A 21414-nucleotide genomic window follows, 5' to 3' on the forward strand; every position below is an offset into this window, starting at 1 on the left:
ATGACCTCGATGGCCGCGATGCGGTCCTTCCGCCGCGACGCCACCCCCGCCCGCGAGATCCCGAAGGGCACCGTCCGGCGCATCCTCGGGGTGGCCCGGCCCTACCGGCGCGACCTGACCTCCTTCCTCGCCCTGGTGGTGCTCTCGGCGGTCATCGGCGTCGCCACGCCGCTGCTGGCCGGCGACATCGTGAACCGGATCGCCGGGTTGACCGGCACGGCCGCGGACATCGTGCGGATCGCGCTGCTCATCGCCGGCCTGGCGCTGGTCGACGCCGGCAGCTCGCTGGCCCAGCGCTGGTACTCCGCGCGCATCGGCGAGGGCGTCATCTACGACCTGCGCGCCCGGGTGTTCGCGCACGTGCAGCGGATGCCGGTCGCCTTCTTCACCCGCACCCAGACCGGCGCGCTGGTCAGCCGGCTCAACAACGACGTGATCGGCGCGCAGCAGGCCTTCACCTCGACGCTGTCCGGGGTGGTCTCCAACGCCATCGGGCTGGTGCTCACCGGCGCGGTGATGCTCACCCTGTCCTGGCAGATCACCCTGCTGTCGGTGGTGCTGGTGCCGCTGTTCGTGCTGCCGGCCAAGCGGATCGGGAAGCGGCTGCAGGAGATCACCCGGGAGTCCTACGGCCTCAACGCCTCGATGAACGCCACGATGACCGAGCGGTTCAACGTCGCCGGTGCGCTGCTGGTCAAGCTGTTCGGCCGGCCCGAGGCCGAGGTGGAGTCCTTCCGCTCCCGCGCCGCCCGGGTGCGCGACATCGGCGTGCTGTCGGCGATGTACGGCCGCACCTTCTTCACCGCGCTCACCCTGGTCGCCGCGCTCGCCACCGCGCTGGTCTACGGCCTGGGCGGCGCGCTGGCCTTCGACGGCGCGCTCACCCCGGGCGCGGTGGTCTCGCTGGCGCTGCTGCTGTCGCGGCTCTACGGCCCGCTGACCGCGCTGTCCAACGTCCGGGTGGACGTGATGAGCGCGATGGTCAGTTTCGACCGGGTCTTCGAGGTCCTGGACCTGGCGCCGATGATCGCCGACGCCCCCGACGCCCGGCCCGTGCCGGCCGGCGACCGCTCGGTCGAGTTCGACCGGGTGTCCTTCCGCTACCCGACCGCCGAGCAGGTGTCGCTGGCCTCGCTGGAGGACCTGTCGCTGCCCGAGCACGGCGAGCCCGCCACCGTGCTGCACGAGGTCAGCTTCCGCGCCGAGCCCGGCCAGCTGGTCGCGCTGGTCGGCCACTCCGGCGCCGGCAAGTCCACCATCGCCAACCTGGTGCCCCGGCTCTACGACGTCACCGAGGGCGCGGTCCGGGTGGGCGGGGTCGACGTGCGGCAGGCGACGTCGGACTCGCTGCGCGCCGCCATCGGCGTGGTCAGCCAGGACGCGCACCTGTTCCACGACACCATCCGCGCCAACCTGCGCTACGCCCGGCCCGAGGCCACCGACGACGAGCTGTGGACGGCGATGACCGGCGCGCGCATCGCTGCCCTCGTCGCGTCGCTGCCCGACGGGCTGGACACCGTGGTCGGCGACCGCGGCTACCGCATGTCGGGCGGGGAGAAGCAGCGGCTGGCCATCGCACGGGTGCTGCTCAAGGCGCCGGGCATCGTCATCCTCGACGAGGCCACCGCGCACCTGGACAGCGAGAGCGAGGTGGCCGTGCAGAAGGCGCTGGACACCGCGCTCACCGGCCGGACGTCGTTGGTGATCGCGCACCGGCTGTCGACGATCCGCAGCGCCGACCTGATCCTGGTGCTGGACGAGGGCCGGGTGGTCGAGCGCGGCACGCACGAGGAGCTGCTCGACCGCGGGGGCCGCTACGCCGACCTGTACCGCACCCAGTTCGCCCAGCGGCCCGTGTCGTCGGCGCCCGGGCAGGGCTGAGCACTACCGTCACAGGGGTCCCACCCGCACCACCCCGGGAGTCCCGTTGTCCGTCGCCCACCCCGAGGACGCGGACATCCGCGCCGTCTACGCCGAGTACCTGGACGGCTGGAACGCGCACAGCGCCGCCCGCCAGGCGGCCACCCTCACCGACGACGCCGACGTGGTCGGCTTCGACGGCACCCAGCACCACGGCCGGCTGCAGTTCGCCGCCGACCTGCGCCGCATCTTCGCCGACCACGCGCCGCCGCCCTACGTCGCCGTCGTCCGGTCGGTGCGGGCGATGGGCGAGGACACCGCGGTGCTGGTCGCGACGGCCGGCATGCCCGGCTCGGACGGTGCCCTGCACCCCGATCTGCTCGCCGTGCACACCCTGGTGCTGGTCAAGGACGGCCGCCGCTGGAAGATCGCCGTCTTCGCCGCCACCCCCGCCTCCCGCACGACCACCCTCGACCTGGTGGAGGCCCTGGCCGCACAGCTCCCGGTGCCCCGGTGAGCGGCGTGCTGGCCGGGCCGGACGACGTCGCGGGCGCCGTGCTGCTCGACGTCCGCTGGGCGCTGGGCCGCAGCGACGGCCACGAGCGCTACCTGGCCGGCCACCTGCCGGGCGCGGTGTACGTCGACCTGGACACCGAGCTGGCGGCCCCGCCGTCCGCGGCCGGCCGGCACCCGCTGCCCGACGTCGCCGACCTGCAGGCCGCCGCCCGCCGCTGGGGCATCTCGGCCGGCTCGCGGGTGGTCGTGTACGACGACGGGCCGGGGATCGCCGCGGCCCGGGCCTGGTGGCTGCTGCGCTGGTGTCGACGTGTCGACGTGTCGATCCTGGACGGCGGCCTGGCCGGCTGGGACGGTCCGCTGGAGACCGGCGAGGTGGTGCCCGGGCCCGGGGACGTCGTCCTCTCGCCCGGCGGCATGCCGGTGCTGACCGCGGACGAGGCGGCCGCGCTGCCCGGGGAGGGCGGGGTGCTGCTGGACGCCCGGGCCGCCGAGCGGTTCCGCGGCGAGGTGGAGCCGGTCGACCCGGTGGCCGGGCACGTGCCGGGCGCGGTCAACCTGCCGACCACCGACCTGCTCGCCGACGGCCGGATCCGCCCCGACCTCGCCGCCGAGCTCGCCCGCCGCGGGATCACCCCCGGCACGACGGTCGGCGTCTACTGCGGCTCCGGGGTGACCGCCGCGCACGAGGTCGCCGCGCTGGCGCACGCCGGGGTCGAGGCGGCGCTGTGGCCGGGGTCGTGGTCGGAGTGGGTGGCCGACCCGGCCCGCCCGGTGGCGGTCGGGCCGTGAGCGCGCCCGCCCGGTTCAAGGACATCTGCCTGGACGCCCGTGACCACCAGGCCCTGGCCGACTGGTGGTGCGCGGCGATGGGCTACGTCCGCCGCGACGTCGCCGCCCCGCCCGAGGACGGCTGGGTGCGCCCGCAGGACTGGCCGGTGCCGATCGTCGACCCGGCCGGCCACGGCCCGCTGATGTGGGTGATCCCGGTGCCCGACGAGAAGGTGGTGAAGAACCGGATGCACCACGACGTCGTCGGCGACACCGCCGCGCTGCTGGCACTCGGCGCGACCCTGGTCCGCGGCCGGGACGGCGACGGCACCGGTGAGCCCTCCGACTACAGCTCGGGCGACATCGAGTGGGACGTGCTCGCGGACCCCGAGGGCAACGAGTTCTGCGTCTTCGCCCCCGGCCGGCACGCCTTCCCCCAGCCCGACTGACCCCGCTGGACCCCGCGAGATGCCACTCCAGCGGGGACGGCGGCCGCCGTCCCCGCTGGATGTCACATCGGACGGCCTTCAGCGACCGGCGAGGGCGGCGTCGTAGCGGTCGACGAGGACGGCGGCGATGCGGTCGTCGGGCAGCAGCGGCGCGGTGACCAGGTCCGCGCCGGCGGCGTCCAGCTTGTCGCGGAAGTGGCCGGGCGCCAGCAGGTAGGCCGCGACCACCACCCGGGTCGCCCCGGCGGCGCGGGCCGCGGCCACCGCGTCCGGCACCGGGGGGCGGGCGGCGGAGCCGTAGCCGGTGGTGACCGGCCCGGCCCAGGACACCTGCAGCATGGCGGCGGTGGCCTCGACGTCGGCGGTGGCGCGCGGGTCGCTGGACCCGGCCGCGGCCACGACGACGGCGGTGCCGGGGTCGGCCGGGTCGGCGCCGGCCTCGACCAGGCGGGCGCGCAGCACTTCGGCCAGCCGGGGGTCCGGGCCCAGCGGGCGGGCCGCGACGGCGTCCGCGCGCTGGCCGACGGCGCCGGCGATGTCCACGTGCACGTGGTAGCCGCCCGACAGCAGCACCGGAACCACCACCGCGGGGCGGTCCAGGCCGGCGACGACGTCGACCACGGTCGGCGGCTGGACGTCGACGAACGCCGCGGTGGTGGTCAGGCCCGGCCGCAGCCGGCGTGCGGCCAGGGCCAGCTCGGCGACGAGCCGGCGTCCGGTGGGGTTGCGGGTGCCGTGCGCGCAGGCCACCAGCACGGGGCCGCTCACAGGGCGCGGGTGACGCCGCCGTCCACGGCGATCATCGTGCCGGTGACGTAGGAGGCCGCGGGGGACAGGGCGAACGCGGCGACGCGGCCGAACTCCTCGGGCCGGCCGACGCGGCGCAGCGGGATACCGGCCTCGGTGCGGTCCCGCATGCCCCCGGGGTCACCGGAGGCGGCCTCGATGTCGGTGATCCGGTCGGTGGCGATGGTGCCGGGCAGCAGGCCGAGGACCCGGACGCCACGGGGGCCGAGCTCGTCGGCCAGCGCCTTGGCGGTCATCGCCAGGCCCGGGCGCAGGCCGTTGGAGACGGCGAGGTGGCCGATGGGCTGGCGCACCGAGGTGGACAGCACCAGCCCGATCGCGGCGCCCTCGGCGAGCTCGGGCACGACGGCCTTGACCAGCCGGATGGTGCCCAGCAGGACGGAGTCGACGGCGTCGCGCCAGGCCGACTCGTCGGTGTCGAGCACGGTGCCCGGTGCCGGGCCGCCCACCGAGACCAGGACGCCGTCGAGCCCGCCGAGCTCGCTGCGGCAGGCCTCGACCAGCCGCTGCGCCGCGTCCGGGTCGGCGAGGTCGGCGGCCAGACCGTACGCCGCCGGTGCCCCGCCGAGCGAGGCCACGGCGGCGTCCACGGACTCCGGGGAGCGGGAGCTGATCAGCACCCGCGCCCCGTCGTCGACCAGGGCCCGGGCGGTCGCCGCGCCCAGCCCACGGCTCGCGCCGGTGAGCAGGTAGCGGCGGCCGCCCAGGCCCAGGTCCACGTCAGCGCTCCGGGGTCAGCTGGCCCGCAGCGAGCGCAGGACGTACTGCATGATCCCGCCGTTGCGGTAGTAGTTCGCCTCGCCGGGGGTGTCGATCCGGACCCGCGCGTCGAACTCGACGTCGCCGGCCTTGACCTTCACCGTGCGCGGGGTCGACCCGTCGTTCAGCGCGGTGATCCCGGTGATGGTGAACTCCTCGTCGCCGGTCAGGCCCAGCGACTCCCGGTTCTGGCCCTCGGGGTACTGCAGCGGCAGCACGCCCATGCCGATCAGGTTCGACCGGTGGATGCGCTCGTAGGACTCGGCGATGACCGCCTTGACCCCCAGCAGCGCCGTCCCCTTGGCCGCCCAGTCGCGGGAGGACCCCGAGCCGTACTCCTTGCCGGCCAGCACCACCAGCGGGATGCCCGCGTCGATGTAGGCGCGCGAGGCGTCGTAGATCGTCGTGGTCTCGCCGGTCAGGTGGTTCTTGGTGACGCCGCCCTCGGTGCCGGGCACCAGCTGGTTGCGCAGCCGGATGTTGGCGAAGGTGCCGCGGATCATGACCTCGTGGTTCCCGCGGCGGGAGCCGTAGGAGTTGAAGTCGCGGCGCTCGATGCCGTGCTCGGACAGGTACTTGCCGGCGGGGGAGTCGGCCTTGATGGAGCCGGCCGGGCTGATGTGGTCGGTGGTCACCGAGTCGCCCAGCACCGCGAGGGTGCGGGCACCGGTGATGTCCTCGACCGGCGCCGGCTCGTCGGCCATGCCGTCGAAGTACGGGGGCTTGCGGACGTAGGTGCTCTCGGCGTCCCAGTCGAAGGTGTTGCCCTCCGGGGTGGGCAGCGAGCGCCACTGCTCGTCGCCGGCGAACACGTCGGCGTAGTCCTCCGTGAACATCTCCGAGGTGATCGACTCGTCGATGACCCGCTGCACCTCGTTCGGCGAGGGCCAGATGTCGTGCAGGAAGACGTCGTTGCCGTCCTGGTCCTGACCCAGCGGGTCGTTGTTCAGGTCGACGTCCATCGAGCCGGCCAGGGCGTAGGCGATGACCAGCGGCGGGGACGCCAGGTAGTTCATCTTGATGTCGGGGTTGATCCGGCCCTCGAAGTTGCGGTTGCCCGAGAGCACCGACACCACGGCCAGGTCGGCCTCGTTGACCGCCTCGCTGATCGGACCCGGCAGCGGGCCCGAGTTGCCGATGCAGGTCACGCAGCCGTAGCCGACCAGGTAGAAGCCGAGCTTCTCCAGGTACGGGGTGAGCTGGGCCTTCTCGTAGTAGTCCATGACGACCTTGGACCCCGGCGCCAGGGTGGTCTTCACCCACGGCTTGCTGGTCAGCCCGCGCTCGACGGCGTTCTTGGCCAGCAGCGCCGCGCCGATCATCACCGACGGGTTCGAGGTGTTGGTGCACGAGGTGATCGAGGCGATCGTGACGTGCCCGTGGTCGACGAAGGTCTCGGTGCCGTCCTCGAGCACGACCGTGGTCGGCTTGGAGGCCCGGCCCGGTACCCGGTCGGGGACGACGGTGTGCGGCTTGCCGGCGTCGCCGTTGGAGCCCGAGGACGGCGAGACCGGGTCGGAGGCCGGGAAGGTCTCCTCGATCGACTCGTCGACCTTGGAGCCCTCGGCGGCGGCCGAGTCGGGGTCGGCGTCGCCGTCGCCGGCGTAGTCGGGCAGGGCGGCCCGGAAGGCGGCCTTGGCGTCGGTGAGCTGCACGCGGTCCTGCGGGCGCTTCGGGCCGGCGATCGAGGGCACGATGGTGGCGAGGTCGAGCTCGAGGTACTCGGAGAAGGCCGGCTCGCGCGAGGTGTCGTGCCAGAGGCCCTGCTCCTTGGCGTAGGCCTCGACCAGTGCGACCTGCTCGGCCGAGCGGCCGGTCAGCTGCAGGTAGCGGATGGTCTCGCCGTCGATCGGGAAGATCGCGGCGGTGGAGCCGAACTCCGGGCTCATGTTGCCGATGGTGGCCCGGTTGGCCAGCGGGACCTCGCTGACGCCGGCACCGTAGAACTCGACGAACTTCCCGACGACGCCGTGCTTGCGCAGCATCTCGGTGATGGTCAGCACCAGGTCGGTGGCGGTGGCGCCGTCGGGCAGCTGCCCGGTGAGCTTGAAGCCGACCACGCGCGGGATGAGCATCGACACCGGCTGGCCGAGCATGGCCGCCTCGGCCTCGATGCCGCCGACGCCCCAGCCCAGCACGCCCAGGCCGTTGACCATGGTGGTGTGCGAGTCGGTGCCGACGCAGGTGTCGGGGTAGGCCAGCACGCGGTCGCCCTCGGGACGGGGGAAGACCACGCGGGCCAGGTGCTCGATGTTGACCTGGTGCACGATGCCGGTGCCCGGGGGGACGACCTTGAAGTCGTCGAAGGCGCCCTGGCCCCAGCGCAGGAACTGGTAGCGCTCGCCGTTGCGCTGGTACTCGATCTCGACGTTGCGCTCGAAGGACTCCGGGGTGCCGAACACGTCGGAGATGACCGAGTGGTCGATGACCAGCTCGGCCGGGGCGAGCGGGTTGATCCGGGCCGGGTCGCCGCCCAGGTCGGCCATGGCCTCGCGCATGGTGGCCAGGTCGACGATGCACGGCACGCCGGTGAAGTCCTGCATGACCACGCGGGCCGGGGTGAACTGGATCTCCTGGTCGGGCTCGGCCGACGGGTCCCAGTTCGCGATCGCCCGGATGTGGTCGGCGGTGATGTCCGCGCCGTCCTCGGTGCGCAGCAGGTTCTCGAGGAGGACCTTCAGGCTGTAGGGGAGCTTCTCCGAGCCCTCCACCGCGTCGAGCCGGAAGATGTCGTACTCGGTGCCGTCGACGTCGAGCGTCGCCCGTGCCCCGAAGCTGTCCTTGCTGGCTGCCACTGTGCCCCACCCTCGCTGGTTCGCTCTCGTTGCCACCGGCCATCATCCCAGCCCCCGCGCCGACGTGCGGTATCAGGCCACCCTTCCCTGGGGCTCGAGGGGTGTCGGTGCGGCGAACGCCACACGAACCGGTTCCGAACCCCTACGGTCTGCGCCGTGACGACGACGGCGGTGCCCCCGACGGCGGCCGCCGCACCGGCCCTCGCGGCGCCGGAGCGCGGCCGCCTGCTGCGCGCGGTGCTGTCGACGGTGCACCTGGCGGCGTTCCTCGCCGTCTGCGTGGCGCAGGGGCTGCCCACCGACCGGCTGAGCCTGCTGCTCTGGGTGCTCACCGGCCTGGCGTGCCGCTGCGCCGGCCGCGGATGGCGCCGGGCGGGCCGGCTGCTGGCCGACTGGGTGCCGCTGGGTGCGGTGCTGCTGCTCTACGACGCCAGCCGGGGCATCGCCGACACCCTGGGTGCCCCGGTGCACGTCGCCGAGCCCGCGGCCGCCGACGCGGCCGTCTTCGGCGCGGTGCCGACCGTCTGGCTGCAGGCGCACCTGACCGCGCCGCCGTGGCTGCAGGTCCTGGTCACCCTGGTCTACAGCTCGCACTTCGTGGTGACGCCGCTGGTGCTGGCGGTGCTGTGGATGCGCGACCGCGCACGGTGGGGCCGCTACGCCCGCCTGGTGGTCGCGCTGTCGCTGGCCGGGCTGGCCACCTACGTGCTGTACCCGGCCGCGCCGCCGTGGCTGGCCGCCCGGCACGACGTCGTCGGGGAGATGCACCGCACCAGCGGCGACGGCTGGGCGGTGCTCGGCCTGCCGCGCGCCCAGGCGCTGCTGCACGCCGGTCAGGGCCAGGTGAACCCGGTGGCCGCCGTCCCTTCGCTGCACACCGCGTTCGCGGTGCTGCTGTGCCTGTTCGCGCTCCGGCTGGTCCGCCGCCGCTGGCAGCAGGTCGCCCTGGTCGGCTACGCGCTTGCCATGCCGCTGGTGCTGGTCTGGTCCGGCGAGCACTACGTGGTGGACACCGTGCTCGGGGCGCTCTACGCCGCGGGGGTCGGCTGGGCGGTGCCGCGGCTGGAGGAGGTTGCGCGCACCGTGCAACGGCGGCTGCCGGGGGGCGGCGCTAGCGTGACGCCGACCACCTTCCGCGGCTGACCCAGCGGTCGGCCCCGACCCTCCGGGAGCCGGCATGCGCGTGCCCCTGACCACCCGCGACTTCATCGACCGCGCCGAGCTGGTCTACGGCGACCGCGTGGGCGTCGTCGACGAGCCGGTGCAGCCGGCGCCGTCCCTGGGCGAGCTCACCTACCGCCAGCTCGCCCGCCGCGGCCGGGCGCTGGCCGCGGGCCTGGACGGCCTGGGCGTGGGCGAGGGCGAGCGGGTGGCCGTGGTCAGCCACAACTCCGCCCGCCTGCTGGAGATGCTGCTGTCGGTGCCCTCCTTCGGCCGCGTCTGCGTGCCGGTGAACTTCCGGCTCTCGGCCGAGGAGGTGCGCTACATCGTCGAGCACTCCGGCGCATCCGTGCTGCTGGTCGACCCGGAGATCGACGAGGCCCTGTCCGGTGTCTCCGCCCCGCACCGCCTGGTGCTCGGCGAGGAGTACGAGCAGCTGCTCGACCACGACCGGGAGCCGCGGCCGTGGTCGGAGCCCGACGAGGACGCCACCGCCACCATCAACTACACCTCGGGGACGACGGCCCGGCCCAAGGGCGTGCAGCTCACCCACCGCAACATCTGGCTCAACGCCGTCACCTTCGGCATGCACATGCAGCTGTCCGACCGCGACGCCTACCTGCACACGCTCCCGATGTTCCACTGCAACGGCTGGGGCCTGCTCTACGCCGCCGCCGGCCTGGGCGTGAAGCAGGTGGCGCTGCGCAAGGTCGACGGCCCCGAGATCCTGCGCCGGGTCGACCAGCACGGGCTCACCTTCGCCGCCGGTGCACCGGCGGTCTGGAACGCCGTCCTCGACGCCGCCGCCGACCTCGAGGGCCCGGTGCCCGGCCGCGACCGGATGCGCATCGTGGTGGCCGGGGCGCCGCCGCCCTCGCGCACCATCGCCCGGGTCGAGGCCGAGCTGGGCTGGGAGTTCAACCAGATCTACGGCCTCACCGAGACCTCGCCGCTGCTCACGGTCAACCGGCCGCGCGCCGAGGACGACGGCCTCGAGCCCCTCGAGCGGGCGAAGAACCTCGCGCGGGCGGGTGTCCCGGCGCTGGGCACCCGGATCAGGGTGAGCGAGTCCGGTGAGGTGCTGGCGCAGGGCAACACCGTGCTGGCCGGCTACTGGGAGAACCCGGAGGCCAGCGCCGAGGCCCTCGACGGCGGCTGGTTCCACACCGGCGACGGCGGGTCGGTCGACGAGGGCGGCTACGTCACCATCTCCGACCGCAAGAAGGACGTCATCATCACCGGCGGGGAGAACGTGTCCTCCATCGAGGTCGAGGACGCCGTGTTCAGCCACCCCGCGGTCGCCGAGGTGGCGGTCATCGGCGTCCCGGACGAGAAGTGGGGCGAGATGGTCACCGCGCTGGTCGTGCTCGCCGAGGGCGAGACGGTCGGCGAGGCCGACCTCATCGCGCACTGCCGCACCAGGCTGGCCGGCTACAAGCTGCCCAAGCGGGTCGAGTTCCGCGAGGCCATCCCGCGCACCGCCACCGGCAAGATCCAGAAGTTCAAGCTCCGGCAGGACTTCTGGGGCGGCCAGGAACGGCAGGTCAACTGACGCCGCGCCGGGCCGGCCGCCCCCGGGCTGCCGGTCCGGCGCCGACGGTCTAGCGTCACCACCACTCGGAGCCCGCGAGTCCCTCGCCCGGGGTCCACCCGGGCCGGCCTCCGGTAGCACCCGTGAGCCTGCTCACGCCGTCCACGATCGTCGCCCGTCCGCCGCACGTCCCCGCCCCCCGGCGGGGCCGCCGGTTCCTGGTGCTGCTGCGCACCACCGACCACAAGACGATCGGCCTGATGTACCTGGCCACCTCGCTGGCCTTCTTCCTGCTGGCCGGCCTGATGGCGATGCTGATCCGCGGGGAGCTGGCGCGCCCGGGGCTGCAGTTCCTCTCCAACGAGCAGTACAACCAGCTGTTCACCATGCACGGCACGATCATGCTGCTGCTGTTCGCCACCCCGACCTTCGTCGGGTTCGCCAACCTGGTGATGCCGCTGCACATCGGCGCACCCGACGTCGCCTTCCCGCGGCTGAACGCCTTCTCCTACTGGCTGTTCCTGTTCGGCGGGCTGATCGTGGTCTCGGGCTTCCTCACCCCGGGCGGGGCGGCGGACTTCGGCTGGACCGCCTACACGCCGCTGTCGGACGTGACGAACTCGCCGGGCCCGGGGGCCGACCTGTGGGTGGCCGGGCTGGCGGTGTCGGGGCTGGGCACGATCCTCGGCGCGGTCAACTTCGTGGCCACCATCATCTGCCTGCGGGCGCCGGGCATGACGATGTTCCGGATGTCGATCTTCGCCTGGTCGGCGCTGGTCACGTCCATCCTGATCCTGCTGGCGTTCCCGATCCTCACCGCGGCGCTGATGGCCCTGCTGGCCGACCGGCACCTGGGGGCGCTGGTGTTCTCCGCGGTCAACGGCGGGCCGATGCTGTGGCAGCACCTGTTCTGGTTCTTCGGCCACCCCGAGGTCTACATCGTGGCGCTGCCGTTCTTCAGCATCGTCAGCGAGGTCATCCCGGTCTTCGCCCGCAAGCCGCTGTTCGGCTACAAGGGCATGGTGTTCGCGCTGATCGCGATCACGGCGCTGTCGCTGACGGTGTGGGCGCACCACATGTACGCCACCGGCGCGGTGCTGCTGCCCTTCTTCGCGTTCCTCACCTACCTGATCGCGGTGCCCACGGGCATCAAGTTCTTCAACTGGATCGGCACCATGTGGCGCGGCCAGCTCACCTTCGAGACGCCCATGCTGTTCTCGGTCGGGTTCCTCGTCACCTTCCTGCTCGGGGGGCTGACCGGGGTGCTGCTGGCCTCGCCGCCGCTGGACTGGCACGTGCACGACAGCTACTTCGTCGTCGCCCACTTCCACTACGTGCTGTTCGGGACGATCGTGTTCGCGGCGTTCGCCGGGCTGTACTTCTGGTTCCCCAAGATGTGCGGCCGGATGCTGGACGAGCGCCTGGGCAAGGTGCACTTCTGGCTGACCTTCGTCGGGTTCCACACCACCTTCCTGGTGATGCACTGGCTCGGTGCCGAGGGCATGCCGCGCCGGTACGCCGACTACCTGCCGACCGACGGGTCCACCACGCTGCACACCATCAGCACGGTGGGGTCGTTCGTGCTCGGGGCCTCGATGATCCCGCTGCTGTACAACATCGCCGTCTCCTGGCGGCACGGGCAGCTCGCCCTGCGCGACGACCCGTGGGGGCACGGCAACTCCCTGGAGTGGGCCACCTCCAGCCCCCCGCCGCGGCACAACTTCACCGAGATCCCGCGCATCCGCTCCAACCGGCCGGCCTTCGACCTGCACTACCCGCACATGCGCGAACGGCTGGACGCCGAGGCGCACGCCGGCCGGGGCAAGCCCTACGCCAGCGAGCTGATGACCGGCACCGGGACCCGGCAGGGGAGCAGCGACCCCGACCCCACCTGACCTCACCCCTCCGGGTGGAACCGGTCAAGGGCCGGCCCACCGGGGACGACTCCCTCTGCGGCGCCGCTCCACGGCGGCGCCCCGTGGTCGAGGAGCGCCCGCGGTCCCGCGGGACGTGCCGCGGGCCGCCGCGGGCGCAGGGGAGTTGTCAACCGGTGCGCAGCATGAACGCCAAGAGGGTCCGGGACCGGGTCGCCGTCCGCACGGGGGGAGTGCTGCTCGCCGCGGCCCTCGCCGTGGGGATCGCGCCCGGGGCGGCGCAGGCCGCCCCGCCGAACCCGACCGACAGCCAGCTCGCCGGGGCCGCCTCCGCCCGTGACCAGGCCGCGGCCGCCGTCGGCGCCATCTCCGCCCAGCTCGCCGCTGCCCAGGCCTCCGCCGACGCCGCGCACCAGCAGGCGCTGATCGCGCTGCAGGACTACGAGGAGAAGCAGGCCGCCGCCCAGCAGGCCCAGACCGACGCGACCGCCGCCACCGCCGCGGCCGACGCCGCCGACGCCGCCCGCGCCCAGGGCCAGGACGCCGTCGACGACTACGCGCGCACCAGCTACATGGGTGGCAGCACCAGCCCCGGCTTCGCCTCGCTCCTCACCTCCGGCAGCCCCAGCGAGTTCATCGAGCGCTCCGCGCTGCTCGAGGCCGCCGGCACCGGCCGCACCGACGTCCTGGCCGAGCTCACCACGCTGCAGCAGCAGGCCGACGTCGCCGAGACCCAGGCGGCCACCGCGCTGACCGCCGCCACCGACCTGCAGGCCCAGGCCGAGCAGCTGCTGGCCGGCGCCCAGGCGCAGGAGAGCGCCGCCCGCGCCCAGGCCGACACCCTCGCGGTGCAGAGCGCGGACCTGCAGGCCCAGCTCACCGCCGCCCAGCAGACCCTCTACGGCATGCAGGGCGCCCGCCAGGTCGCCGAGCAGCAGGCCGCCGCGGCCCGCGCGGCCGCGGCCGCGGTGCCCACCCGCAGCAACAGCCAGTCCAGCTCGTCCGGCGGCACGGCGACCGCGCCCCGCCCGTCGTCCTCGGGTGGCGGTTCGGCGTCCTCCGGTGGCGGCTCGTCCTCCTCGGGCGGGTCCTCGTCATCGGGCGGCGGCACCTCGGCCCCCGTCGGCGGCAACGCCGGCGCCCCGTCGGGGTCGGCGGTGCAGACCGCCATCGCCGCCGCCCGGTCGCAGATCGGCGTCCTGTACTCCTGGGGCGGTGGCAACGCCAGCGGCCCCACGTACGGCATCTCGCCCGACACCTCGGTCTACGGCTTCGACTGCTCCGGCCTGATGGAGTACGCCTACGCCCAGGCCGGCATCCGGGTCGGCGGCACCAGCCGCGACCAGTGGTGGCTCAACCGCAACAAGCAGGTCGACGCCGGCAGCCTGCAGCCCGGCGACATGCTGTTCTGGGGCTCGGGCAGCGCCTACACCTCGATCTACCACGTGGCCATGTACATCGGCGGCGGCCAGATGATCGAGGCCCCGGACCGCGGCCAGCGGGTCAAGATCAGCTCGGTGCGCTACGGCAGCGACTACTACGGGGCCGTGCGGCCCAGCGCCTGACGCCCGCCGCACGCACGAGGGCCGGTCACCTGGTGGTGACCGGCCCTCGACGTGTGGGCGCCGGGCAGCCACGGGGGGAGCTGCCCGACGCGGTACGAACCGTACCGCACACCGGGGCCGGTGGGACAGGAGTCGTCACCTGCTGTGGACCCACGGGTCACAGCACCGTGTAGGACACTGGTCGGTGGGGTCGAGTCGGCCCCGGTGCAGAAGACCGCCGACCAGGGAGCCCCGTGAGCAGCGCTGCCAGCCCGTCCGCCCCTTCCCCGCAGCAGCACACCCCGCCGGCCACCGACGCCGCCCTCCTGGAGCGGGTGCTGTTCGAGGTCAAGCGGGTCATCGTCGGCCAGGACCGCCTGGTCGAGCGGATGCTGGTCGGGCTGCTGGCCCGCGGCCACGTGCTGCTGGAGGGTGTGCCCGGCGTGGCCAAGACCCTCGCGGTCGAGACGCTGGCCACCGCGGTCGGCGGGTCCTTCGCCCGCCTGCAGTTCACCCCCGACCTGGTGCCCGCCGACATCATCGGCACCCGCATCTACAAGGCCGGCCAGGACGCCTTCGACACCGAGCTCGGCCCGGTGTTCGCCAACTTCGTGCTCACCGACGAGGTCAACCGCGCCCCGGCCAAGGTGCAGTCGGCGCTGCTGGAGGTCATGGCCGAGCGCCAGGTGTCCATCGGCGGGGTGACCCACCCGCTGCCCGACCCGTTCCTGGTGCTGGCCACGCAGAACCCGATCGAGAGCGAGGGCGTCTACCAACTGCCCGAGGCCCAGCGGGACCGTTTCCTGATGAAGGTGCTGGTCGACTACCCCAGCCCCGAGGAGGAGCGCGAGATCGTCTACCGGATGGGCGCCAACCCCCCGCACGCGGAGACCGTGCTGGGCATCGACGACCTGCGCCGGCTGCAGCGCACCGCCTCGAGCGTGTTCGTGCACCACGCGCTGGTCGACTACGTCGTCCGGCTGGTGGTGGCCACCCGGGCGCCGCGCGAGCACGGCATGCCCGACGTCGCGGGCTGGGTGACCTACGGCGCCAGCCCCCGCGCCACCCTGGGCCTGGTGTCGGCCAGCCGGGCGCTGGCCCTGGTCCGCGGGCGGGACTACGTGCTGCCGCAGGACGTCCTGGACATCACCGCCGACGTGCTGCGGCACCGGCTGGTGCTCTCCTACGACGCGCTGGCCGACGGCGTGCCGGCCGACCACGTGGTCAAGCGGATCGTGCAGAGCGTGCCGCTGCCCCAGGTCAGCCCCCGGCAGCGGGCCGGCGGCTTCGGCCCGGCCTCCCCGGGCGGTCCGCAGGTGCCGCAGGGTCCGCAGCCCGGTCCGCAGCCCGGTCCGTGGGGCGGTCCCCAGCAGCAGGGCCCGCAGCAGCAGGGTCCGCAGTCGGCGTGACGTCCGCCGACCCCGTCCGCTTCGGCGAGGGCGGTGACGCCGCCGTCCTGCTCCGGCGTCTGGAGCTGACCGTCCGCCGCCGGCTGGACGGGCTGCTGCAGGGCGACCACCTCGGGCTGGTGCCCGGCTCGGGCACCGAGGCGGGGGACTCCCGGCCCTACTACCCGGGGGACGACGTCCGCCGGATGGACTGGTTCGCCACCGCCCGCACCCAGACGCCCTACGTGCGCGAGACCATCGCCGACCGGGAGCTGGAGACCTGGGTGGTGCTGGACCTGTCGGCCTCCCTGGACTTCGGGACGGCGGACTGCGAGAAGCGCGACCTCGCGGTGGCGGGGCTGGCGGCGGTCAGCCACCTCACCGTCCGCGACGGCAACCGGCTGGGCGCGGTGGTCACCACCGGCGAGCGGGTCGACCGCTACCCGGCGCTGCCGGGGCGGCTGGCCGCCGACCGGATGCTGCGCCAGGTGGTGCAGACCCCGCGCGCCTCCGGTGGCCGCCGCGGTGACCTGGCCGCGGCGCTGGAGTCGCTGCGCCGCCCGCCGCGCCGCCGCGGCCTGGTGTGCGTGGTCTCGGACTTCCTCGGCGACCCGGACTGGGAGCGGCCGCTGCGCGCGCTGGGCCAGCGGCACGAGCTGCTGGCCGTCGAGGTGGTCGACCCCCGGGAGCTGGAGTTGGCCGACGTCGGGCTGCTGACCGTCGTCGACCCGGAGACCGGGCAGACCCTCGAGGTGCCCACCGGCAACGACGAGGTGCGCCGCCGGTTCGCCGAGGGCGCCGCCGTCCAGCGGGAGCAGATCGCCCGCACGCTGCGCCGGGTGGGCGCGGGCCACCTGCGGCTGCGCACCGACCGCGACTGGGTGGCCGACGTCGTCCGGTTCGTCGCCGACCGCCGCCGCGCCGGGGCCGGAGGTGCCTCCCGATGACCTTCCAGGCCCCCTGGTGGCTGCTGGCACTGCTCGCCGTCGCGGCGCTGGCCGCGTTCTACGTGGTGCTGCAGCGGCGGCGGCAGAAGTACGCCGCCCGGTTCACCAACGTCGCGCTGCTGGGGTCGCTGGTGCCCCGGCGGCCCGGCTGGCGGCGGCACCTGGCCTTCGCGCTGGTGGTGCTCGGCCTCGGCGCGTTCGTCGTGTCGCTGGCCCAGCCCTCCACCGAGGTCCGCGTGCCCCGGGAGCGCGCGACGGTGATGCTGGCGCTGGACGTGTCGCTGTCGATGCAGGCCACCGACGTCGAGCCCAGCCGGTTCCAGGCGATGCAGACCGCGGCCAAGGAGTTCGTGGACATCCTGCCGGCGCGGATCAACCTGGGCCTGGTGTCGTTCTCGGGGACGGCGACCACGCTGGTGCCCCCGACCACCGACCGCCAGCAGGTCAGCGTGGCGATCGACAACCTGCAGCTGAGCGAGGCCACCGCGATCGGCGACGCGATCCTCACGTCGCTGACCGCGGTGCAGAACTTCACCTCCACCCTGCAGGACGCCGGCGAGGCGGCGCCGCCGGCGCGGGTGGTGCTGCTGTCGGACGGGTTCTCCACGGTGGGCGCCGAGCCCGAGCAGGCCATCGAGTCCGCGATCGCCGCGGAGGTGCCGGTGTCGACGATCGCGTTCGGCACCGACTTCGGCACCGTGGAGATCGAGGGCCAGGAGCAGCCGGTGCCGGTCGACCGGGCCACCCTGGAGCAGATCGCCGACGAGACCGGCGGCAGCTACTCCGAGGCGGCCAGCGCGGCCGAGCTGGAGCAGGTCTACGCCGACCTGGGCAGCCAGATCGGCTACACCACCGAGCCGCAGGACATCAGCCCGTGGTTCGTGCGCGGCGGGGTGCTGTTCGCCTTCCTCGGCGTCGTGCTGAGCCTGCTGTGGACCAACCGCCTGCTCTGAGGGGCAGCGTCGATCAGGTCCCCTGATCGAACTCCGTCCTCCTGCACCAGATCTGGCGCAGGAGGACGGACTTGTGCGCAGGAGGACGTCAGCGGGAGGGGTCGAGGACCAGCTTCCCGGTGCTGCGGCGGGCCAGCAGGTCCTGGTGCGCCTCGCGGACGGCGGTCATCGGGTACCGCCCACCGACGACGGGCCGCAGGTCGCCGGCCGCGGTGAGGGCGAGCAGGTCGGTCATCGCCTCGTCGAGCATCTCCGGCCGGGCGGTGCAGTGCGCCAGCCAGAAGCCGACGACGGCGCGGCTGGTGCCCATCAGCGAGGCGGGGGCGACGGCGGACGCCGCCTGCCGGGAGGCCATGCCGTAGGCGGCGATCCGGCCGAACGGGGCCAGCGCGGAGAACGCGCCGTCGAAGACGTTCCCGCCGGTCATCTCCAGGACGACGTCCACCCGGGCGCCGCCGTTGGCCTCGCGCAGCGCCGCGGTGAAGGCCTTCGGGTCGTCCTCGGCCAGCGCGGGGTCGACGGTGGCGTCGGCGCCGAGCTCCTCGGCCAGCGCGCGCTTCTCCGCCGAGGACGCGGTCGCGATGACCCGCCCGGCGCCCCACCGCTTGGCCAGCTGCACCGCCAGCGTGCCCACGCCGCCGGCGCCGGCCATGACCACCACGGACTCGCCGGCCACCAGGTGGGTGGAGGTGCGCAGCAGGTGCCAGGCGGTGGTGCCCTGCAGCACCAGCGACAGCGCCTGCTCGTCGGTCACGCCGTCGGGCAGGGCCCACGTCGTCCGGGGGTCGGTGACGACGGTGTCGGCGTAGCCCCCGCCGCCGAGCAGCAGACCCACCACCCGCTCGTCGGAGCCCTCCGCCGTACCCACGAACTCCGCGCCCGGGATCAGCGGCAGCTGCTGCGGGGCGAGGTAGGAGTCCTCGGTCTGGTGCGTGTCGGCGTAGTTCACCCCCGCCGCGCGGACCCGGTACAGCCGCTGGCCGTCGGCCGGGGTCGGGTCGGGGAGGTCGACGACGTCGAGGACCTCGGGGCCGCCGAAGCGGGTGATCTGCACGGCTCGCATGACCGCGACGCTAGGCGACGGCCCGGGTGGGCGTCAGGTCCAGTCGCCGTCCCCGGCGCCGAGGTGCTCGTGGCCGAGCGGCGTGACGGGGATGGCGGCCATGCTCGCCAGGCCGATCTCGAGCAGGGTGGCCCGGGTGGCCCCGGAGCCCCCCAGGGTGGACATGCCCTCGATCACCGCCACGAAGAACGCGCCGAGCGCCCCCGGGTCGGCCCCGGCGTCGACCTCGCCGGCGGTCTGGGCGTCGGCGATGCAGGCCGCGTAGTGCGTCCGCATGGCCTCGAAGGCGGCGGCCACCGTGGTGGCCACCGCGTCGTCCTGGCCGGCGAGCTCGACGGCGGCCTTGGTGAACAGCGACGGTGCTGCCTGCGCGCCGCCGTGCTGCACCGCGACGTGCACCAGCTGCGCGCGGATGCGCGTGATGGGGCTGTCGGACCCGTGCCGGACCGCCTCGACGGCGTCGACCGCCTCGGCGGTGTCGGCCAGGAACGCCCGCATGAAGAGCTCCTTCTTGCCGCCGAAGGCGTTGTAGAGGCTCTGCCGGGCCAGGCCGGTCGCCTCCAGCAGGGTGTCCAGCGACGTGCCGGCGAAGCCGGTCTCGGCGAAGGCCCGCCGGGCGCGCGCCACGACGTCGGCCTCGTCGAAGGTGCGGGGTCGAGCCATGCGGGTCCTCCTGGTGCTCCGGTGCCGCCCATCCTGCGGCACGGCCGTCTCAGGCGATCGAGGCGCCGCCGTCGACGAGCAGCTCGCTGCCGGTCATGCCCGAGCTCTGGTCGGTGACCAGGAACAGGACGGCGGCGGCGACCTCCTCGGGCCGCAGCAGCCGGCCGAAGGGCAACCCGGCGGCGATCCGCTCCACCAGCACGTCCCCGCCACCCGGGACCAGCCCCTTGAGCCCGGGCGTCTCGGTCGGTCCGGGGACGACGGTGTTGATGCGGACGCCTCGCGGGGCCAGCTCGGCGGCCCAGGTGCGGGTCATCGTGGCGACCGCGGCCTTCGACCCGCCGTAGAGCCCGAACGACGGCTCGGTGCCCGATGCCGCGGTCGACCCGGTGACGACGACGGCGGCGCCGCTCCTCAGGTGGGGCACCGCGCCCTGCACGGTGAGCACCGTCCCCCGCACGTTGGTGGCGAAGGCGGCGTCGACGTCCTCGGCGGTGACCTCGGCCAGCGGCTTGAACTCGCCGAGGCCTGCGTTGACGTGGACGGCGTCCAGCCCGGTGCCGCGCTGCGCGACGACGTCGAACAGCGCCCGCACGTCGGCGGGGTCGGATGCGTCGGCGCGCACGGTGGTGACGGCCTCGCCGAGCTCGGCCGCGACGGCGTCGAGCTGGGCCTGGCGGCGCCCGGTGACGACGACGTGGGCGCCCTCCGCGACGAACCGGCGGACGACGGCCAGCCCGATCCCCGACGTCCCGCCGGTCACGAGGGCGGTCTTCCCGGTCAGCGCTGCGGTCATGGTGGTCTCCTCCAGGAGTTGTTGACTGGTCGGTCCCGAACGTAGCACTGTTCAGGACCGTCCAGTCAAGAACTCAGGGGCCGACCGGTGCCCGTCCTGCGCTGAACGGGGCAGCAGCCAGGCCACGACCGCGGTCACGAGGCACACCGCCGTCCCGACGACGGCGATCGTGGCGTAGCCCCCGGACCCGGGCTCGGCTGCCCCGGGGGGCGTGGCGGCGGCCAGCACGGTGGCGGCCACCGCGCTGCCGAGGGCGAACCCCACGTAGCGCAGGACCTGGTTCAGGCTCGTGGCGCTGCCGGTCTCCGACGGCGGCACGGTGGAGATCACCAGTGCCGGGAAGGCCGCGAAGGCCGCCCCGACCCCGAGCCCGGCCACGGCCATGACCAGGAACACCTGCCACAGCTCGCCGCGCAGGAGGGCGAACAGGACGAAGGCGCAGGCCTGCACCAGGGCCGCGACCGGCAGGACGACCAGGCGCCCGGCCCGGTCGGCCAGCACCCGGGCGAGCCGACCGCCCAGCACGCTGGCCGCCGAGAACGGCAGCAGGGCCAGCCCCGCGACCAGGACGGACCCGCCCAGACCGGGGCCGCCCGCTCCGGGGGCCTGCACGAGCACGGGCACCGTGACCAGCAGCAGGTAGTTCGACAGCCCGACCAGCAGGGCCGCGGAGTGCGCCGTGGCGGCGACGCGCCCGCGGGCGAGCCGCAGGTCGACCAGGGGCGCGGGTGTGCGGAGCTCCCACCGGGCCCAGCACACCAGCAGCAGCACGGACCCGGCGGTCAGGCCCCAGGTCAGCGGCGACGTCCACCCCCAGGTGCCGGCCTGGTCGAGGGCCAGGAGCGCACCGGCCAGGCCCCCGCCGAGCAGCAGGGCGCCGACCACGTCGAGGGGGCGGGCGGCCGGCACCCGCGATGCCGGCAGCACCACGGCCGAGGCCACCAGGGCGGAAGCGCTCACGGCGGCGCCGGCCCAGAAGGCGGCGTGGACGCCGCCGAGCTCGGCGACCAGGCCGGCGAGCGGGTAGCCCAGCCCCAGTCCGGCGACCACGGTGATGGACAGGGCGGCCACCGTGGCACGCGACCGGTCGCCCTGCAGCGCCTCACGGGCCGTGGCGATCGCCAGGGGCGTCAGGCCCAGCCCGAGGCCCTGCAGCCCCCGGCCGGCGATCAACCACCCCAGGCCGAGCGGGAGGGCCGCCAGCACACCGCCGAGGGTGACCACGGCGAGCACGACGAGGACGACGCCGCGCCGCCGGGGGCCGTCCCCGAGCCGGCCGACCACCGGTGTGGCGACCGCCCCGACCAGCAGGGTGACCGTGAGCGCCCACTGCGCATCGGGCAGCGGCGACCCCGTCGAGGCGGCGATCGACGGGATCAGCGGTGCGCCGAGGCTGCTGATGACGGCGACGACGGTGCCCACGAAGAGCAGCACGGGCACCAGGCCGCGGGGCGGAGCAGGAGCGGACACGGGTCCAGGCTCGCAGGTCGTTGCGCGCGTCAAGCTGTCCGGCTCGGGTGCGCGGGGCCGGTAACCT

General features: G+C 74.3%; 18 protein-coding genes. 11 read left to right on the top strand and 7 right to left on the bottom strand.

The genetic code is table 11. The features are described 5' to 3' along the window. The 4 genes from BM158_RS13710 to BM158_RS13725 are packed head-to-tail and all read left to right on the top strand — an operon-like array spanning position 1 to position 3596. Positions 1–1881, top strand: coding sequence for an ABC transporter ATP-binding protein (locus BM158_RS13710; RefSeq protein ID WP_091559868.1), 1881 nt, complete (start codon positions 1–3; stop codon positions 1879–1881). Positions 1882–1927: 46 nt separating this feature from the next. Beyond that, positions 1928–2377: an SgcJ/EcaC family oxidoreductase gene (locus BM158_RS13715; protein WP_091559873.1), complete on the top strand. Its 450-nt coding sequence runs from the start codon at positions 1928–1930 to the stop codon at positions 2375–2377. Further along, positions 2374–3168, top strand: coding sequence for a sulfurtransferase (locus BM158_RS13720; RefSeq protein ID WP_207506572.1), 795 nt, complete (start codon positions 2374–2376; stop codon positions 3166–3168). Before BM158_RS13715 ends, BM158_RS13720 begins: the two co-directional genes overlap by 4 nt. Beyond that, the gene (locus BM158_RS13725) at positions 3165–3596 is read left to right on the top strand and encodes a VOC family protein (protein WP_091561206.1); all 432 of its coding nucleotides are present in this window, start codon (positions 3165–3167) and stop codon (positions 3594–3596) included. The genes BM158_RS13720 and BM158_RS13725 overlap by 4 nt, the downstream gene beginning before the upstream one ends. A gap of 78 nt (positions 3597–3674) precedes the next feature. Here BM158_RS13725 and BM158_RS13730 read toward each other — a convergent pair whose 3' ends face one another. Genes BM158_RS13730 through BM158_RS13740 form a run of 3 tightly spaced genes read right to left on the bottom strand, consistent with a single transcriptional unit; the run spans position 3675 to position 7957 of the window. Next, positions 3675–4364 (bottom strand): sirohydrochlorin chelatase, encoded by a 690-nt coding sequence (locus BM158_RS13730; protein WP_229827410.1) that lies wholly within the window; start codon positions 4362–4364, stop codon positions 3675–3677. After that, positions 4361–5122: an SDR family oxidoreductase gene (locus BM158_RS13735; RefSeq protein ID WP_091559881.1), complete on the bottom strand. Its 762-nt coding sequence runs from the start codon at positions 5120–5122 to the stop codon at positions 4361–4363. Before BM158_RS13735 ends, BM158_RS13730 begins: the two co-directional genes overlap by 4 nt. A 15-nt stretch (positions 5123–5137) precedes the next feature. Beyond that, positions 5138–7957: an aconitate hydratase gene (locus BM158_RS13740; RefSeq protein ID WP_091559885.1), complete on the bottom strand. Its 2820-nt coding sequence runs from the start codon at positions 7955–7957 to the stop codon at positions 5138–5140. A gap of 156 nt (positions 7958–8113) precedes the next feature. Here BM158_RS13740 and BM158_RS13745 point away from each other — a divergent pair, with 156 nt between their 5' ends. The 7 genes from BM158_RS13745 to BM158_RS13775 all read left to right on the top strand — a co-directional run bounded on the left by BM158_RS13745 (position 8114) and on the right by BM158_RS13775 (position 17355). Further along, a complete protein-coding gene (locus BM158_RS13745) occupies positions 8114–9100 on the top strand; it encodes a phosphatase PAP2 family protein (RefSeq protein WP_091559888.1) in 987 nt (328 codons plus the stop codon). A gap of 34 nt (positions 9101–9134) precedes the next feature. Next, positions 9135–10670: an AMP-binding protein gene (locus BM158_RS13750; RefSeq protein WP_091559892.1), complete on the top strand. Its 1536-nt coding sequence runs from the start codon at positions 9135–9137 to the stop codon at positions 10668–10670. A gap of 122 nt (positions 10671–10792) precedes the next feature. Next, entirely contained in the window at positions 10793–12544 is a 1752-nt protein-coding gene (ctaD, locus tag BM158_RS13755) for an aa3-type cytochrome oxidase subunit I (protein ID WP_091559894.1), read from the top strand. A gap of 164 nt (positions 12545–12708) precedes the next feature. Continuing rightward, positions 12709–14088, top strand: coding sequence for a C40 family peptidase (locus BM158_RS13760; RefSeq protein WP_229827409.1), 1380 nt, complete (start codon positions 12709–12711; stop codon positions 14086–14088). Between the two features lie 233 nt (positions 14089–14321). Then, entirely contained in the window at positions 14322–15476 is a 1155-nt protein-coding gene (locus BM158_RS13765; RefSeq protein ID WP_091559896.1) for an AAA family ATPase, read from the top strand. After that, positions 15473–16402, top strand: coding sequence for a DUF58 domain-containing protein (locus BM158_RS13770; RefSeq protein ID WP_165628928.1), 930 nt, complete (start codon positions 15473–15475; stop codon positions 16400–16402). Before BM158_RS13765 ends, BM158_RS13770 begins: the two co-directional genes overlap by 4 nt. Next, positions 16399–17355 carry a VWA domain-containing protein gene (locus tag BM158_RS13775; RefSeq protein WP_091559904.1) on the top strand — a complete coding sequence of 319 codons (957 nt, stop codon included), beginning with the start codon at positions 16399–16401 and terminating at the stop codon, positions 17353–17355. Before BM158_RS13770 ends, BM158_RS13775 begins: the two co-directional genes overlap by 4 nt. Positions 17356–17443: 88 nt before the next feature. Here BM158_RS13775 and BM158_RS13780 read toward each other — a convergent pair whose 3' ends face one another. From BM158_RS13780 to BM158_RS13795, 4 genes are read right to left on the bottom strand one after another with little or no spacing between them, the layout of a single operon-like run. Next, a complete protein-coding gene (locus tag BM158_RS13780) occupies positions 17444–18418 on the bottom strand; it encodes a quinone oxidoreductase family protein (RefSeq protein WP_091559907.1) in 975 nt (324 codons plus the stop codon). Positions 18419–18451: 33 nt separating this feature from the next. Further along, complete coding sequence (locus BM158_RS13785) at positions 18452–19081, bottom strand: TetR/AcrR family transcriptional regulator (RefSeq protein WP_091559911.1); 630 nt, start codon at positions 19079–19081, stop codon at positions 18452–18454. A gap of 49 nt (positions 19082–19130) precedes the next feature. Next, positions 19131–19877, bottom strand: coding sequence for an SDR family NAD(P)-dependent oxidoreductase (locus BM158_RS13790; RefSeq protein WP_091559914.1), 747 nt, complete (start codon positions 19875–19877; stop codon positions 19131–19133). 51 nt (positions 19878–19928) lie between these two features. Continuing rightward, positions 19929–21347, bottom strand: a complete 1419-nt coding sequence (locus BM158_RS13795; RefSeq protein WP_229827408.1) for an MFS transporter — start codon at positions 21345–21347, stop codon at positions 19929–19931. Between the last annotated feature and the right edge of the window lie 67 nt (positions 21348–21414).

It is taken from the genome of Klenkia taihuensis (assembly GCF_900112525.1).
Taxonomy (GTDB): domain Bacteria; phylum Actinomycetota; class Actinomycetes; order Mycobacteriales; family Geodermatophilaceae; genus Klenkia; species Klenkia taihuensis.